The organism is Mesorhizobium sp. M1078, from assembly GCF_040318615.1.
GTDB lineage: Bacteria > Pseudomonadota > Alphaproteobacteria > Rhizobiales > Rhizobiaceae > Mesorhizobium.
Map to the genome: position 1 here is coordinate 1 of NZ_JAMYMP010000059.1, position 16,852 is coordinate 16,852.

General features: G+C 58.8%; 15 protein-coding genes. 11 read left to right on the forward strand and 4 right to left on the reverse strand.

Annotated features, from left to right (window positions below):
• From NKH38_RS32085 to NKH38_RS32100, 4 genes are all read left to right on the forward strand, one after another.
• Window positions 1–173 (forward strand): transposase (locus NKH38_RS32085; RefSeq protein ID WP_352904814.1); only part of this gene is annotated, 173 nt, incomplete at its 5' end.
• A 464-nt stretch (window positions 174–637) separates the two neighbouring features.
• Window positions 638–1,582, forward strand: a complete 945-nt coding sequence (locus NKH38_RS32090) for a dihydrodipicolinate synthase family protein (protein ID WP_023690608.1) — start codon at window positions 638–640, stop codon at window positions 1,580–1,582.
• A complete protein-coding gene (locus NKH38_RS32095) occupies window positions 1,560–3,086 on the forward strand; it encodes an aldehyde dehydrogenase (protein ID WP_352765528.1) in 1,527 nt (508 codons plus the stop codon). The genes NKH38_RS32090 and NKH38_RS32095 overlap by 23 nt, the downstream gene beginning before the upstream one ends.
• 13 nt (window positions 3,087–3,099) lie before the next feature.
• Complete coding sequence (locus NKH38_RS32100; RefSeq protein WP_352765527.1) at window positions 3,100–4,422, forward strand: NAD(P)/FAD-dependent oxidoreductase; 1,323 nt, start codon at window positions 3,100–3,102, stop codon at window positions 4,420–4,422.
• Here NKH38_RS32100 and NKH38_RS32105 read toward each other — a convergent pair.
• The gene (locus tag NKH38_RS32105) at window positions 4,419–5,330 is read right to left on the reverse strand and encodes a LysR substrate-binding domain-containing protein (protein WP_352765525.1); all 912 of its coding nucleotides are present in this window, start codon (window positions 5,328–5,330) and stop codon (window positions 4,419–4,421) included. The genes NKH38_RS32100 and NKH38_RS32105 overlap by 4 nt on opposite strands.
• A gap of 330 nt (window positions 5,331–5,660) precedes the next feature.
• Between NKH38_RS32105 and NKH38_RS32110 the strand changes: the two genes are divergently transcribed.
• A complete protein-coding gene (locus NKH38_RS32110; protein ID WP_352765523.1) occupies window positions 5,661–6,428 on the forward strand; it encodes an SDR family NAD(P)-dependent oxidoreductase in 768 nt (255 codons plus the stop codon).
• A 9-nt stretch (window positions 6,429–6,437) separates the two neighbouring features.
• Window positions 6,438–7,202 carry an SDR family NAD(P)-dependent oxidoreductase gene (locus NKH38_RS32115; RefSeq protein WP_023816950.1) on the forward strand — a complete coding sequence of 255 codons (765 nt, stop codon included), beginning with the start codon at window positions 6,438–6,440 and terminating at the stop codon, window positions 7,200–7,202.
• Between the two features lie 37 nt (window positions 7,203–7,239).
• Here the strand turns inward: NKH38_RS32115 and NKH38_RS32120 are convergent, their stop codons facing one another.
• The 3 genes from NKH38_RS32120 to NKH38_RS32130 form a co-directional block, all read right to left on the reverse strand.
• Entirely contained in the window at window positions 7,240–8,085 is an 846-nt protein-coding gene (locus NKH38_RS32120) for an ABC transporter permease (protein ID WP_352765521.1), read from the reverse strand.
• 276 nt (window positions 8,086–8,361) lie between these two features.
• On the reverse strand, window positions 8,362–9,270 hold the full coding sequence (locus tag NKH38_RS32125; protein ID WP_352765519.1) for a quaternary amine ABC transporter ATP-binding protein: 909 nt from the start codon (window positions 9,268–9,270) through the stop codon (window positions 8,362–8,364).
• 81 nt (window positions 9,271–9,351) lie between these two features.
• Window positions 9,352–10,287 (reverse strand): glycine betaine ABC transporter substrate-binding protein, encoded by a 936-nt coding sequence (locus NKH38_RS32130; protein ID WP_352765517.1) that lies wholly within the window; start codon window positions 10,285–10,287, stop codon window positions 9,352–9,354.
• Window positions 10,288–10,757: 470 nt separating this feature from the next.
• On the opposite strand from NKH38_RS32130, the gene NKH38_RS32135 reads away from it, so the two are divergent.
• From NKH38_RS32135 to NKH38_RS32155, 5 genes are all read left to right on the forward strand, one after another.
• Complete coding sequence (locus tag NKH38_RS32135) at window positions 10,758–12,311, forward strand: trimethylamine methyltransferase family protein (protein ID WP_031206293.1); 1,554 nt, start codon at window positions 10,758–10,760, stop codon at window positions 12,309–12,311.
• 8 nt (window positions 12,312–12,319) lie between these two features.
• Window positions 12,320–13,429 (forward strand): mandelate racemase/muconate lactonizing enzyme family protein, encoded by a 1,110-nt coding sequence (locus NKH38_RS32140; RefSeq protein WP_352765515.1) that lies wholly within the window; start codon window positions 12,320–12,322, stop codon window positions 13,427–13,429.
• 35 nt (window positions 13,430–13,464) lie between these two features.
• A complete protein-coding gene (locus NKH38_RS32145; RefSeq protein ID WP_023690620.1) occupies window positions 13,465–14,484 on the forward strand; it encodes a GlxA family transcriptional regulator in 1,020 nt (339 codons plus the stop codon).
• A gap of 537 nt (window positions 14,485–15,021) precedes the next feature.
• A complete protein-coding gene (locus NKH38_RS32150; protein WP_502896694.1) occupies window positions 15,022–15,750 on the forward strand; it encodes a LuxR family transcriptional regulator in 729 nt (242 codons plus the stop codon).
• Between the two features lie 148 nt (window positions 15,751–15,898).
• Entirely contained in the window at window positions 15,899–16,321 is a 423-nt protein-coding gene (locus NKH38_RS32155; RefSeq protein ID WP_352904816.1) for an acyl-homoserine-lactone synthase, read from the forward strand.
• The last annotated feature ends 531 nt before the right edge of the window (window positions 16,322–16,852 follow it).

Consider the following 16,852-nt stretch of genomic DNA (forward strand, 5'->3'; position numbering starts at 1 on the left):
AGCGGCTCAACGAGGAAATCCGCCGGCGCACCTATGTCGTGCGCATCTTCCCCAACACCGAAAGCTGCCTGCGCCTGGTCAGGGCCTTGGCCGTCGAGACCAACGAAAACTGGATGGAGGCCAACCGATACATCAACATGGACGACCTGCGCGACCTTTCACCGTCGCCGTAAGCGACGAACGGCGGAGCGCTCGCGGAGTCGCTACGCATCGAATTGGTCGATGCTCCAATGACACGTTATGAGCTTACGCTTCGCCGCGGCATGGGACTGTAGTTTCAACGGGCTCTCGAGCGTACTTCGATCGCGGCTCGAGACAATCGAACGATACTGCGTGCTCTCGTGACTAGATATCAACCAAAACCCCGGATTTGAGGTGAGGATACCACCTTCTGGAGTTTCTCAACAGTTTCGGGCCAAGACGATGTACCATCATAATCCCCGATTGGCCAAGGGTTAATAGCCGTCGATGAGCGACTTGCTCGTGTCAGGCGGCTGCGGCCATACGCCGGTTCTCGCAGGTATGCTCGACAGCCCGAGCCGCAAAAAAGTTCCCTGCCAGGTGAATTTAATTCGACTGCCGCCGCTCCTCAGCTTGCATATAACACTGGCCAATAGCCCGAATTGGAGCCAGGCAGATGTCGTTCAAAGGCGTTATTCCGCCCGTCACAACGCCCTTTCATGCGGACGGATCGATCGACCGTGAAGGCTTCTGCGTCATGGTCGAGCACTTGGTCTCAACTGGGGTCCACGGTATCATCGTTGGTGGTACGACAGGAGAGTACTACGCCCAGTCACGCGACGAGCGTGTTAGCCTGCTTAAGCTTGCGAGGAGCGTGGTGAAGGGGAAGATGCCCCTGATCGCCGGGGTCGGCTCCATTCGCACCGACGACTGCATTGAATACGGGCTAATTGCAAAGGACCTCAAGTACGACGGCATTCTAATCGGCTCGCCGTATTACGCTGTTCCCACGCAGCTCGAACTTGCCAATCATGCACTTGCGATCGACAAGGCCGCCAATCTACCGGTGATGCTCTACAACTACCCCGGTCGCACTGGAACGATGATGGATCTAGAGTTCCTGGACCGCGTCGGTCGCAGCTCCAATTTCTGTGCCATCAAGGAATCTAGCGGCAGCATGAACCAGCTGCATGCCTTGGCTCGCGACTATCCGCATATCGACCTGTTCTGCGGCATGGATGATCAGGCGCTCGAATTCTTCGCCTGGGGCGCAAAAGGGTGGGTCTGTGGCGCCGGCAACTGCCTACCGGCAGAGCACCTCGCGCTGTACGAAGCCTGCGTGATAGAGAAGGACTTCACCAAGGGCAGGCAGATCATGTCGGCGCTTCTGCCTCTGATGAGGCTTCTCGAACAGGGCGGCAAATTCGTCCAGAGCATAAAGTTTGGGTGCGAATTGGCTGGATTGCCAGCTGGGCCCGTGCGCCTGCCGATGCGGGCACTCGGCGACGAACAGAAGCGGGAACTCGAGTCAACGATCCGCACCCTTAAGGCAGTCATCGCGTCAATTACTGCAAAATCCCAAAAGAGGGCTTCCGAGAATGTCATCGCTATTAACGCGTGATGAGTACCAGAACCTAGCCGAAAGCCTGCCACTGCCGACCGGCGCAGTAATCGACGGCAAGGCGCGGGCTGCGCGATCTGGGGATACTTTCGAGACCATCAATCCCGCGACAGGGCAGGTCATCGCCAAGATCGCTTCCTGCGGCCAGGCCGATGTCGATCTCGCTGTCGAGAAGGCGCGACTGGCGTTTGAATCGGGCGCCTGGTCGCGTGCGCATCCGAGTGAGCGCAAGCGCGTTCTGCGGCGGCTCGTGAAACTGATGAAGCAAAACGCCCATGAGCTTGCAGTGCTCGAGACGCTCGAAAGCGGCAAGCCGATCTACGACGTCGAAACCATAGACATCCCCGAAGCCCTGCATTGCTTGGAATGGCATGCGGAAGCCACCGATAAGCTTTATGGCCAGACGTCACCTTCGGGCGACGATGTCGTGTCGATGATCGTGCGCCAGCCGCTGGGCGTAGTCGCCTGCGTTCTGCCTTGGAATTTTCCGATCCTCATGCTGGCCTGGAAGATCGGTCCGGCACTTGCGACGGGCAACTCCGTCATTGTCAAGCCGGCCGAGCAGACCAACATGTCCACGTTGCGGATCGCCGAACTGGCGCATGAGGCCGGGCTGCCGTCAGGCGTCCTGCAAATCGTCACCGGTCCGGGCGAAGTGACTGGCAAGGCACTCGGCGTGCATCCCGATATCGACATGGTCGCCTTCACCGGGTCAACTGACGTCGGCCGGAAATTCTTGGAATATTCCGCCAAGTCCAATCTTAAGCGCATCGTGCTCGAATGCGGGGGAAAGAACCCATGCATCGTGCTGGAAGACGCGGAGAATCTCGATGTTGTGGCGCAGCATGTCACCCAGGCCGTCTTCTGGAACATGGGCGAGAACTGCTCGTCCAATTCCCGCGTGATCGTGCACGAGAAGATCAAGGACCGCTTGGTGGAAACGGTCATCCACAAGCTCAAGGAATGGCCTATCGGCGAGCCGTTGGATCCGGGCAATCGGCTGGGCGCCATTGTGTCGAAGGAGCAGTTCGACCGCATCATGGGCTACATCAAGAAGGGGCGGGCGGAAGGCGCTAGGATCGTAACGGGCGGCAACGCCCACAAGCATGGCAAAGGCTATTTCATTGAGCCGACCGTATTCGACGATGTCACGCCCGAAATGACGATTGCGCGAGAGGAGATTTTCGGTCCAGTGCTGTCGGTAATCAAAGTGGCCAACGCTGACGAGGCGCTCCGGGTCGCTAACGATACGCAATACGGGCTTGCAGCTTCAATCTTTACCGCCAATCTCGGCAAGGCACATCGCATCGCAAGGGACATTCGCGCCGGCACGGTGACCATTAACTGCTACGGGGAAGGGGATGTCTCAACTCCGTTCGGCGGCTTCAAGCTTTCCGGCTTCGGGGGACGAGACAAGTCATTGCATGCCCATGACCAATATACTGAACTCAAGACCATCTGGGCGGACATCTCCGATCCTAAAGTCTCGCGTTCGGTAGACTAGCCTGGTCGCACCGATGAGCGATCACGAGGCTGTCCGCACGCCTGCGGACACATCCATGCCCGGTTGGTACGGTATTCTGCCGCCTCCCAAGGCACCTGAGGTGCTGCGCGGCCGTCACAAGGCGGACTGGCTCATTGTAGGAGCTGGGTTTGCTGGCTTGGCGGCCGCGCGGCGCCTCGCACAACTGGTGCCGAACGAGCGCATAGTGGTGGTCGACGCTCAGCGCGTCGGCTGGGGTGCTGCCGGGCGCAACTCCGGCTTCATGATCGACCTTCCGCACGAGCTCGGTGGGGAGCATTACGGCGGAAGCCAGGATCACGATCACAAACGCATCCGCATGAACCGGACCGCGATTGAATTCTCTGCTTCGGCGGCGGACGAATACGGATTGCGGAAGTTCTTCGTTCGGGCCGGCAAGTACCATGGAGCTGCAACCGATCACGGTCTTGCGGTTCTGCGCGAATTTGAAAAGCATCTGACGGGGCTAGGCGAGCCATTCGAGCCGCTCGACGCGCTGCAGTTGAAGGAAATCACTGGAACCAATTTTTTCGTCGGCGGTACCTTCACGCCAGGAACGGTAATGGCCCAGCCCGCCGGCTTCATCCGTGGGCTTGCCGAAGGCTTGTCGAGGCGTGTGCAGCTATTCGAGAATTCCCCGGTCACATCTTTACAGACCGGCAAACTGCATACGGCCAAGACGGCTGAGGGCGAGATCACCGCGCCGCGGTTGATACTGACAGTCAACGGTCATCTCGAAAGTTTTGGTTACTTCAAGAATCGCCTGCTGCACGTGTTCACCTACGCTAGCATGACGAGGCCGCTTTCCAAGAGCGAACAGACAGCGGTGGGAGGTGAGCCGCATTGGGGCTTGATCCCAGCCGATCCCATGGGATCAACCATCCGGAGGATCGGCGATCGGATCGTCGTCCGCAACACCTTCACCTATAATCCGCACATGTCCACCAGTGAGAAGCAGATCCGTCGGATCGGCGCTGTGCACGACCGATCATTCCAGGCGCGCTTCCCGATGCTGGGTCAAGCACCGATGGAATTTCGCTGGGGAGGCCACTTGTGTCTCTCTCTCAATTCCGCGCCAGCATTCGGCGAGATTGAAGACAGAGTCTTCGTTGCCGGATGCTGCAATGGCCTAGGAACGGTGCAGGGCACCCTCTACGGGATGCTGGCTGCCGATCTTGCCGTTGGCAATAACGAGCCAATGGTTGCAGACGCCCTGAAAGAGCCAAGCCCGATTCAGCTTTATCCAGAACCGCTGATGTCGATCGGCGCGCCGATGAAGTTGTGGGCGATGCAGAAGCGCGCCGGCAGAGAGCTTTAGCTTTCTCGTTCTTGCGCCGCCACTTCCCGGATCCAGCTACGCAGGCTCTGGGCGGCAGGGGAAAGCGTACGATTTTGATACCATGTGAGATAGTAGCTGCCAGGGGCGGGGAGCTCGAGATCCGTCAGTCTGACGAGCTTGCCCTCGTCGATCTGCGCCTTGACAAGGCGATGCCACCCAACAGCCACCCCTTGATCGGCCTGAGCTGCCTGAAGCGCCACGAAGAACTTGCCGAAGCGCCGACCGCGGGTCGGACCATGCGAGACCCCCGCGCGCCGAAGGACCTCGTCCCAGCCAGCCCAATCGGGATCCACCCAATCGACATGCAGCAGGGGAAGATCGGCCAACGATTCCGCCGTTGCATCGCGGTGCCTGCTTGCAAACCCAGGCCCGCATACCGGGTAGATTGTTTCATTGAAAAGGAGCTCAGCATCTTCATTCGACCACGATCCGAACCCGTAGCGGATGCGCAATTCGACCTCGGCGCGGCGGTAATCGCGGGGATTGTCCGAGATAAGGTGGTCAACAGCGATATCCGGGTACCTCGTCCAAAAATCCGGCATCCGCGGGATCAGCCACGTTGACGCGAAGGCGTCCGTGCATGCCAGCGTGACGTTCTTGGAACGGTCACCGTGTTTCACATTTCGGACGATATCTGCGGCCCGCGAAAAACCGGTAGCCAACACGCCGTAAAGGTCTTCGCCGGCGCTTGTCAGCGCCACACCGGTTCCTAATCGGGTAAACAGCGGAACTCCGAGTTCGTCCTCGATCGCCTTGATCTGCCGGCTCACGGCGCCGGGAGTAACGTTCAATTCCGCAGCAGCCAATTTGAATGACAAGTGCCGGGCAGACGCCTCGAAAACAGCCAAAGCAGTCAGGGACGGAAGGTCATAGTAGCGGCGGACCATCTCAAGCTCCAAAAACTTCAATATTCGCCCGGCGCGACAGATTGGGCAAGCGAACCCCAAGATATCGGCAAATCATTTATAAGTGACGGACTATGGCTGCGATCCCCGAGCCATCGCCACAACATGGGGAAACGGTACGCACCATGCTGCGCGATCTGCGACGCTGCCCAAGCCCATGTCCGACGCAGCTACACCTTAGCATGTCCATGGCGATATCTGGGCTCAACTACTCAACAAGGGAGTGAGACTTTTGCAGGGCCGCCCCACTGGTCTTCGCCCGCCGTTGAGAGATTATGAGCCTAACTTTCCCTCTCAGAGATGGCTTGAGCTATGACTGGCATTGAAAAGAAAACTGCGGTGATCACAGGCGCGGCGGGAGGTATCGGGCAAGCGATCTCCAAGCAGTTCGTCGCGAACGGCTTCCATGTGATTGCCGGAGACGCCGACCAGGCTGGCCTAGACCAGCTCGAGGCCGAACTCAATCGAATCGGACAGAATGTCTGGAGCAAGGCCGGCGACCTCAGGAACAAGGCTTATTGCGAAGATTTGATCGACTATTCCATCCAGATCACAGGCAGGCTGGACGTGCTCGTCAACAATGCGGGGATCATCACGAGGGGCAATATCCTCGAGACGACCGATGAGGATTGGGAGCGGACGTTCGACATCAACCTCACATCGATATTCTACACATGCCGAAGGGCGATCGGCCATATGAAGGGCCACGGCGGCGGGGCGATCGTGAACATCGCATCGTGCTGGGGACTTTATCCCGGACCCGGGCATCCCGCCTACTGCACCAGCAAGGCGGCAGTGGCAGCGTTCTCGAAGTGCCTTGGCCGCGATCATGCCGGTGACCGGATACGAGTCAACGCGGTGTGTCCAAATGAGGTCAACACGCCGATGCTGCGCACGGGCTTCGCCAAGCGCGGCTTCAATCCCGACACTGCCATAGCGGAGCTCAACAAGACGGTTCCGCTCGGGCGCATTGCTGAGCCGGAAGACATCGCCGATGCGGTGTATTTCTTGAGCTCCGATGCCGCCCGCTACATCGCCGGCACGGCCGTTGAAGTGAACGGCGCCAAGCCGGTCTATTGAGGACACCCTATGGCTGACAGACTTGCAGGAAGAATTGCCATCATCACTGGCGGCGGCCGTGGCATCGGCGCCGGCATCACGCGACGTTTCGTGGAGGAAGGGGCCAAGGTTGCCGTTGTGCAGAGGAACCCGCCACCCGACGAGATCCTCAACGATCGCACCTTTTACGTGAAGGCGGACCTTGCGAACTCCGAGCACATCGTTTCGGCCGTTCAGGCCGTCGTCGAGCGATTTGGCGGCCTTGACATCCTCGTCAACAACGCCGGGATCATGTTCGAGAAGACCGTCGAGGAGATGACCGAGACGGACTGGGACCAGTTGATGAAGATCAACCTCAAGGCCCCATTTTTGTTAACGAAGGCGGCAATGCCGCATCTTCGCAAGCGAGGCATTGCAAGCATTGTTAACATCGGCTCGATTGAAGGCTTGGCGTCTAATCCGGGTCATCCTGCATATTCCGCTTCGAAAGCTGGCATTCACGGCTTTACAGCAGCCGTCGCCGTGGACCATGGGCACGAGGGTATCCGGTGCAATGCCATTGCGCCGGGCTGGATCAATTCTGACCTCAGTGAGATCTACATCGACAGCATGGCTGACGGCTCGCGTGTCCGCAGGGAACTGCTCGCAATGCATCCGGTTGGACGTCTTGGTGAGCCGACTGATGTCGGAAACCTTGCCGTTTGGCTTGCCTCGGAAGAAAGCTCCTTCGTGACCGGGCAGGTCTACGTCATCGATGGGGGACGCACCAAGAAGTTGCCACTGCCGATTGCGTGACGAGGAGAAGCCCGCCATTGACCGAACTTCATGTTTGTCAGGCCCTCGGATCAACTTTCTCGCTAATCCGCCTGGTGATGCGATCGATCAGGATTGCCAAAACAACGACCGCAAGGCCAGCTTCGACGCCCCTCCCAACCTGGAGACGAGAGATCGACCGAATGATTTCGTCGCCCAGGCCGCCAGCGCCGATCATGGAGGCGATGATGACCATCGATAGCGACATCATCACGCATTGGTTGACGCCTGCCATAATCGAGCGGAACGCCAGCGGCAATTTGATCAGGAACAGCACGGCCAGGCGACTTGCGCCAAAGGCCTCCCCCGCCTCGACCATTTCCGGCTCAACCATCTTGAGACCATGGGCCGTGAGCCTGATCGGCAGCGGCATGGCGAAGAAGATCGTCGCAACGATGCCCGGAACCGTTCCAACGCCGAAGAAGAACACGGCTGGAACGAGCAGCACGAACGGAGGCATCGTCTGCATGAAGTCGAGTATTGGCTCAGCCACCGCGTTCAAGCGCTTCGATTCAGCAATGAGAATGCCGATTGGTATCCCGATGGCCAGGGCGACAACGGCTGCCGTAAGCACCAGGGACAGTGTCACCATCGCCGGCGCCCAGAGTTTCATGACGAGGATGAAGGCCAGCCCACATCCACTGAGGATAGCCAGCGAGAGCCGCGCGAGCAGGACACCAGCGGCCATAACGGTCGTGATGCTCAGCCAGGGCGGCGCGCTCGTCAGGACCGTGGCCAAGGGCTGCTGTATGCCCAGGATCACGGTCGAGATGAAATCGAAGACAAATCCGAAATGCATTGAGAGGTAGGACGTGAACTCGTCGATTGACGCGGCAACCGTGCCTGCAAACTCCGAAAAATCCATCCTCATGATCCTCAGCTAGAGTCGCTTGAATCGCTATTGTGCCGCGCGTTCTGCCACGGCGTTTGCCCTCGTCGTGTCGGCAGCTTTCGGTTTCTCGATCTTCGGCGTCGCGCCGGCTAACGAGGAATGGGCCGCGAGCGCTCTGAGAACGGACTTAGGGGTAACCGTCCCGACGGGCGTTCCGTCGTTCTGAACCACGATAAAAGCGCGCTGCTCTTTCGCCAGCTCATCGAGATAGGGGGCGACCAGATCGTCGGGCGCGAGCTTTACGAAGTCTTACGACAGATGTTTCGTCCATTCCGAGATCGGCCTGTTCGCCAGTTCCACCGGCGGGCAGACGGCGTCCATAACTTGGCCAGCCGACAGCACCTTGAAGACATCGATGCCCCGCACGAAGTCCCTGACGTAGTCGCTGGCGGGGGAGAGCACGATATCGATCGGCTGGCCTTCCTGGACGACCTCTCCGTTGAGGAGAATAGCGATGCGGTCACCGATCGTTGCCGCTTCGTTTGGGTCGTGTGTCACAAAGACAATCGTCTTGTTCAGAGTGCTCTGAAGCCGAAGCAACTCCTGTTGCATCTCCTCGCGAATGAGCGGGTCGAGCGCGCTGAACGGCTCATCCATCAGCAGCACCGGCGTGTCCATCACCAGGGCACGCGCCAGGCCAACGCGCTGGCGCATGCCGCCGCTAAGGTTGGACGGCTTGCGGTCGCCCCATCCGCTGAGCCCTACGAGTTCGAGTGCCTTGCCTGCGCGCTCGCGTCGCTCCTTGCGTCCGACCCCGGCGACACGGAGCCCAAACGCAACATTATCGATGACCGACATGTGCGGCAGGAGCGCAAAATGTTGAAACACCATTCCGATCATGCTGGAGCGGATCTGGCGGAGTTCCTTTTTGCCGGCTTTCGTAATGTCCTGCCTATTGACCACTATCTGGCCGGCAGTGGGGTCGACAAGGCGGTTGATGCAGCGAAGAAGGGTCGATTTCCCGCTGCCTGAGAGACCCATTACGACGAAGATTTTCCCGGTTTCAATGGTTATGTTGATGTTGTTGAGCGCGACGAAACCGCCGCCCTCGTCGGGGCCGCAGGCGCCCGAACGCAGTCTGTCCAGTTTCACTTCGGGGTTGCCGCCATAAATCTTGTAGAGATCCTTGATCTCGACGGCCGGCTTTCGCGTGCTCATTCGAGGCTCCCGCGCATAATACAGGTGGTGATGCAGGGTCGGCGCGGACCCCGCACTCTTGGGAGGATGCGTGCTTCGGGATCAGGCGAGCCACGGCTCGATAATGCCCTTGCCTTTCACTTCGCCGATCCACTTTGAGACGGCGTCTTCAGGCTTTATCCCGCCGTCGATCCAGCCCATGATCTTGGCTTCTTCGTCATTCGGGATGTGGAACCTTGTCAAAAATGCCTGGGCCTTGGGGAAGTTGGATTCAAAGTCCTTCGACGTAACGTGGAAACAGTAGAAGGGCTCTGACATCATCGTCTTCTTGGGATCTTCGAGATACCTCATTTTGAATTTTCTCCACATCGGGAGCGGCTCCCAAGTGGTGACCACGATTGGTTCGTTCTTCGAGTAAGCCCGCTGGAAGGCCGCTTCCATGGCAGCTTCGCTGCCCGGGACCAGATTGAGCTTGAGACCGTAAGCCTTCACCGTTGCATCTGCGGACTGCATGAGGCCGGAGCCGGCGTCGATGCCGATGATGCCGCCTGGGAACTTGTCGGCGTGGTCGTTGAGCTCGGCGATGCTCTTGATGTCTACATAGTCCGGAACGGCAAGGCCCTGCGTCATCGGGCCTTCCGAAACGCCGACGACTTTGATGGAACCGGCGACTTTCTTTACATAGTCCGCCTGGCCGCCGTGATAGGCGCCTTTCAGCGGGCCCATCCCCTGCATATAGGAGTTCGAATAGAGGTCGGCCTTCCCGGTTTGAAGCGAGGCATAGATCACGCCTGGCTCCGCCTGCAGCGGCTGGACCTTGTAGCCGAAATTGTCCTCGATGAGCTTCGCGCCGACATAGGTGATTGCCAGCGCGTCGGACCATGCCGCGAAGGCATAGACCAGCGGCCGGGACGCGTCGGCCCTGGCGCCCGTCGTCAGGCCGCTCATGACAAGCGCGGCGGCGCCGCCTGCCTTCAGCAAGGTTCTGCGCGACGTGCTCGCGCTGAGTACATTATTGACGAGATTTGGCCTTGGCATTCAAATCCTCCTGTCGCTACCCATCTGATGCCTAGATGAGTCCGAGGTTGTCGTTTTTGTTCACCTCGTCTGATCCGGGAATGGGCTGTTCTGTTCTTGCCCGGCACCAAGCAAGAAACGTGCTACCACGGAACCGCGGGAGCCAGCCGACGCAAAAAAGTCGCCTCCCGATTGACTTTAGGTCGCTCGCTTTGCGGCAATGCATCATCATCTCTGCCTGTCGGGATGCCTACGGTCATGGCCGATTACGTCCAAGTTTCCGCGTTATCCGTAAGGCTGAGCTGCGACGTGGAAAGCTCCGCCGCTGCTCGACCCGACCATCTCTCGAGTCCAGGTGAGTGAGCCGGCGGCCCAGCCTGCCCTTTAGTCAACACTCGGATGAGACTTTTGCAGTAGGTCAAGGCTCAAAGCTCCGGCAATGGTTGAGTGCGGTCCGGTTTCGGTCGCGACATATTTGTCTGGAGGCCGGCATGACTGCTCAACTACAGCTCTCTCGTAGAGGCGGGCGGGAAGCGAGGCGGACGATCCGCACCGCACCAAAGGTCGACATGTTGCCGACGCTCAAGCGCGGCCTGCCGGTGGTAGAGCCGATGGATGCCGAGCAGGTCGAACGCATTCACGAGGCTTCTCTCTCTATCCTGGAAGAAGTAGGCGTGGTGTTTCGCGATCCGATCGCGATTGAGGACTGGAAGAGAGTCGGAGCGGACGTGCGCGCCGATGACCGGGTTCATCTCGACCGCGGCCTGGTCATGGAGCTCATCAAGACCATTCCCCCCAACGTCGAATATTTCGCGCGCGATCCGGCGAAGAATGTCGAACTCGGAGGCAACAAATCAATCTTCGTGCCCATGACAGGCGCGCCGTACATGCGCGATCTCGATGATGTGAGGCGTGGCCCGACGATCGCGGACCTTGGGACCTTCCACAAGCTTGCCCATATGATGCCGGCGCTACATTCGTCGGCTCACCACATCGTCGAACCGATGGACATTGTCGTCGCGCACCGACACCTGCACATCACCTATTCGTCAATAAAGCATTCCGACAAGATTTTCATGGGCATGACCACCTCGCCCAAGAATGCCGAGGACGTGCTCGACATGTGCGAAATCCTTTTCGGTGAAGGCTTCCTTGAGAACCATGCAGTCACCACCGGAAACTGCAATGGCAACTCGCCGCTGGTGTGGGACCAGGTCATGCTGGGCGGCATGCGAGCTTTCTGCCGGCGCAATCAGCCCGTCTTGTGCTCGCCCTTCGTTCTCGGCGGCGCGAACACGCCAGCCTCCACCGCGGCGGCAGTGGCGCAGCTCAATGCGGAAGCGCTTTCCGCACTTGCCTACACGCAGGTGGTGCGCGAGGGCTGCCCTGCGATTTATGGGCATTACCTATCGACCGTGTCGATGCAATCGGGAGCGCCGATGGCGGGAACGCCAGAGATTTCGCTCATGAATTTCATGATCGGCCAGATGGCTCGTCGCTATAACGTGCCATGGCGCACTTCGAACTTGCTTGGCGGCGCCAAGATCTTCGATGCGCAAGCTGGCTATGAAAGTGCGATGACCATGATGGCCGTGCTGCTGTCAGGTGCAAACTACATTTGGCATTCTGCTGGCTGGAATGAAGCCGGCATGCACTGCTCGATCGCGAAATTCGTTGTCGACGCCGAAGTCTGCGCGATGGGCTATCGCATGACACAAGGCATCCAGTGGGACGATTTCGATGAAGCCCTGGCTGCGATCCGCGACGTCGGGCCAGGCGGCCATTACTTTGGCCATCCGCATACACAGGCGAACTTCGAGAAGGCTTTCTTTATTCCGAAACTCTTCGACAATAACTCGGTTGAGCAGTGGTACGCTGATGGCTCAAAGGACATCAAGCAGCGTGCCCTGGAGCATGCGCGCCGCCTTCTGGCCGAATATGAAGAACCAAAGCTCGACATCGCGAAGGACGAGGAATTGCGCGCGTATATCGATCGGCGCTCGCGGGAAATCCCCGCTGTCGACGCGCTCAACGAGGAATACTGAGCATCGTCATGCGCATTGACCAGATCAACGTCTATAAGGTTCAGCTACCCGTTAAAGGTGGCACCTACCGAATGGCCAGCGACGACGTAGACGCGCTTGACAGCACTATAGTCGAGATTGGCACCGATGACGGACTGACTGGCTGGGGCGAAACCTGCCCGGTCGGGCCGGTTTATCAGCCGCATCACGCGCTCGGCGCACGCGCGGCGATTGCCGAGATCGCCCCAGGTCTTATGGGTGCCGAGATTGCCTCGATCAGGCTCCTCACCAAATGCATGGACGAGCGCTTGAACGGGCATGGCTATGCCAAGGCAGCGTTCGACATAGCCTTCCTTGACGTTCTCGGCCAGCGGCTTGGAGTGCCGATCTCGACACTGCTGGGAGGCGCGCTCGTCGACCGTGTTCCGGCCTACTATTCGCTCATTGTTGGCCCGCCTGACGAAACGGCCAGGATAGCCGCCGACAAGGTGAAGTCAGGTTATCAACGCCTGCAGGTCAAAATCTCGGGGCGGAATCTCGAACAGGATGTGGCCTCGATTCACATGGTTTGGGAAACGGTAGGCTACAAAGCGCGTCTCGCAGTGGATGGCAACAGGGGGCTCACTGTCGCTGCCGCCATTCATCTTGACCGGCTTTGCCACGCGATCCCCTTCGTTTTCGAGCAACCCTGCAATACTATGGATGAGATCGCCACCCTGAAGGGCAGGGTGACGCATCCGGTATATTTGGACGAGAGCACCGAAGATCAGAACGCAGTACTCAGGGCGATCTCCCTCGGCATAGCGGATGGCTTCGGCTTCAAGGTCACGCGTCTCGGCGGCCTCACCAAAATGGCGACAATCCGCGACGTTTGCGCCATCCGCTCGCTACCGCACAGCTGTGATGACGCATGGGGTGGCGACATAATCGCGGCGGCTTGCGTGCACTTAGGTTCCACTGTGGAGCCGCGCCGTTTTGAGGGCGCCTGGATCGCGCAGGAATATATCGAAGGACATTTCGACGCGAAGAATCCGATTGTCATCGAAAACGGTCACATCGCCGTACCGCAACTGCCCGGCCTCGGCATCAAACCGGAACCCGGCATGTTCGGTCAGCCAGTAGCCACGTACGGATCCTAGTGAACGCACCCGCCAACGTTAGAGCAATCACGTCGTTGGCCACGCCGAAAAAACCGGCGGCGGCCGATCGACCGTTTGACCTGGTGGTTCTGGTCTTACCCGGGTTCTCGCACCTGGCGCTTCACGCCTATATTGAACCCTTTCGCATCGCAAACACGGTGTCGAGCCTGCCGCTGTTCCGGTGGCGCATCGCGGGGCTTGACGCTCGGCCGATCGAGGGCGCCAACGGCCTTTCGGTTGCTGTTGATGTCACGATAGACGAACTGGTTTTCGGCTCCGACGATCGAAGACCGAACCAGCTCGCTATCGTAACGGGCGAACCGGTAGAACAGCAACTGACGCCTGAGCTCAACGGATTTCTGCGAACGATGGCGCGTCGCGCGGTGCCGATATCTGCGGTGGGGACAGCGACATGGCTGCTCGCTCGTACGGGGCTTCTGGCAGGTACACGCTGCACGATACACTGGTCGCGGCTCGCTGCTTTTGCCGAAGTATTCAACCAACCCCGCATAAGCGATTCCCTGTTTGTCAAGGACGGCCAGTTTTCAACCTGCGCAGGAGAACTGGCAGCTTTTGACCTGGCCGTCGATCTGATCGGCAGCCATGCCGGCGGGTATATTGCACAGGAGGTCTGCCGCCACTCGACTGTCCAAGGTCAGCGCTCAGGATCAAACCGCCAGACCGGGCCGTCGGGTCTAGCCTTTGCGGGTGTCAGCGACAAGCTCCTGATGTCAATGCGAATCATGGAGGAAAATGTAGAGTTCCCGCTGACAATGGAGGAGGTCGCGCAACGGGCCGGAGTATCGCGGCGCCAGCTGGAGCGCTTGTTCGCTTCCCATATCGGAGTTCCGCCAGTGCGTCACTATCTCCGCATTCGCACAGACCATGCGAAGCGCCTGATCGAAGGCACACGAATGCCCATCATTGACGTTGCCATGGCCTGCGGGTTTACGTCTGCTTCGCATTTCGCAAAGTGCTTCAGAGCCTTCAATCGAATGTCTCCGCAGCAGTGTCGAGCGATAGTGCCGCCTTGGGTTGGGCCCGGCTTAAGATGATAATTGGTGTTTGAATTTAGCGGAGAACAGCGCCCCCTCTATCCATGGCAAATGTTCGGAGTCGATCTGCCCAGCAACAAATCAGAAAGCGTTGCAACAATACGCCCGGATCTTTGGCCTCAAAGCGGCGACATGCGCCTACTCCGTTGTCCTCTTCTCTGTCGACCCAAGTTCACCGGGCGACCATTTGATTGAGGGCTTTTGACAACGCCCCGATGATGGTGGCGCAGGACGATCACGATTGTACCATGCAGGGGTGGCGAGGATTTCATTTCGCAAGAAGATCTCTCCGATTGCGTTATTGCGTTGGGAAGATGCTGTAGCTTCTCCGTGATGGCCGTTCGAACAGTCCAGCGCAGCTGCGGTTGGTGACGACTATGCGAAGATCACGCAGCGCCTTGTGGCATTCTAAGGCCGTCAGCTCTGCTTGCTAAGACCGGCCGCAGTTATGCGGGCCCGGCTTATGGCGGAGTCTCCAGGTCAGAATGGCGCGCAGCAGACGGACAAAGCGATTGAGCTAGGACAATGACGAAGAACATGCCGCCTCTCTTCGAGACATTTCTGGAAAAGTTGTCGGAGAGTGTCGATGAAACAGATTTCCGGGATGCCATGGCTGGGGCGGCCGCAGCACTTGATCTACTCACCTTTGCCTATCTGTCTTTGCCGTTGCAGTCTTGTGGCGAGCCCAAGCTGATTTCAAATTATCCACCTCCCTGGACCGCGCACTATCTGCAAAACCAGTATCAGAAAGTCGATCCCGTCATTATACGTGCGCGGTGTGGCGGCTCCCCATTTCAATGGCCGGGGTCGGATTTGCGTTGCATTGAGATGTTGCCGGCTCAAGAGAAGCTATTCGATGAGGCGGCCCAGTTCAGCATCCGGTGCGGTTTGACAATCCCGATTATCGATCGCAGAGGCTGTGTTGCAGCTATCACCTTTGCCGCTGACAAGCCCAATTCCGCCTCCCTGCGCGTTGCTGGGCGATACGAACAGGCGCTCCAACTCGTGGCGACATGTTTTCACATTTATGCTCGTCGAAAGCTGTCCGGCAATCGAACAGTGGACGGCGTTCCGTTGACACCTCGTGAATATGAATGCCTTCAATGGGCCGCGCGCGGCAAGTCCTCTTGGGCTGTCGGCTGCATCTTGGGCATCAAGCCGCGTACCGTCGATTTCCACCTCGACAATGTGAAGAAGAAGCTCGGCGTGCACACCAAGGATCAGGCCGTAGCCCTGCTGGCCTCATCACGATCTTCAATTCTCTGAGAAGCTGAATTCGTCTTTGGTTCTATTGAGCATGAGCAAAGGCTGTTTTCGGCTGGCCATTCGCCTCCAATGCAAGGTCATCCCTTCCTCTAGACGCATCATGATGCACTTATTGCGGCTGGTTGGTACTGACTTGGCAACGAATTACATGCACCCTCTACGATACCGCGTTTTCAAGGGGAGGCCCCACGGATGTGCGGACGAATGTCGGGCGGGGCGACCATGTCTTGCGATACTGTTTGTGCTGTTGGAAGGAAAGACGGCGCCCAAGGAACCGAGCGTCTGGGAAAGCACCGCCGTGCGCTTGATGTTACGTCATCCACCCCCGAAGCGAGCGGGTAGCGTTCTGTTGGTTTACGAGCTCTTCACAGCTATGATCGAGTTCGGCCCGTCCCGCTGTGCCGGCCCAATTGTCACCGTCACCCATCCGTCCATGGAGCGCATGCTTCGCCGCGCCGGCCGCGCGGACCGGAAACCCACACAAAAACCCGCGGCGTGGCCGCATATCAACGGCTCCAACGAGACGGTGGATGCCGTTCGGCTATGGCGGGTTCATGAGCCGGCGATGTGATGTCGGGCCGTCGTGATCCTGGCGGGCCCGGGCCAAGAACTGGGCAGAAGGCAGCGCCGCCGGCCGGCCGGACCGGTGGAAGGCTACCACACCATCGTCGCGTCGCGCGTCGACCTAGCGCGTTAAGGCGATTCTGTCTCGCGGACTCTCTCAGGCGTGATGGGGCGACATCTCCAATCCCCGAGTTCGAGGAGTGGTGCTCAATCCGTACGTCGCCATATGGACCCTATCGATCTGCCCGCCTGGCAGTTGAGACACCGGCTGCGGGCCTTTAATGTATATCATCTTTTTAGCTACGCCCGGATGACTGCCAGATCCTTGTGTCCACCGCAAGCGCGTGGCCGTCGCCTCTGCCTCGTCCTCCAGGCCTTCGGCGGTTCGCCTGCCGGTGGTGGAACGGGAAATGGTAATGTGCTGAGAGTTCTGCAAATTCGCTGAGAGAGGGCGGTCATGGCAGGCTGGTGATGTTCAACGTCACCGATTCCCTGGAAGGAACGCCACCATGACCAAGACAGAAGGTAAATCGACCAG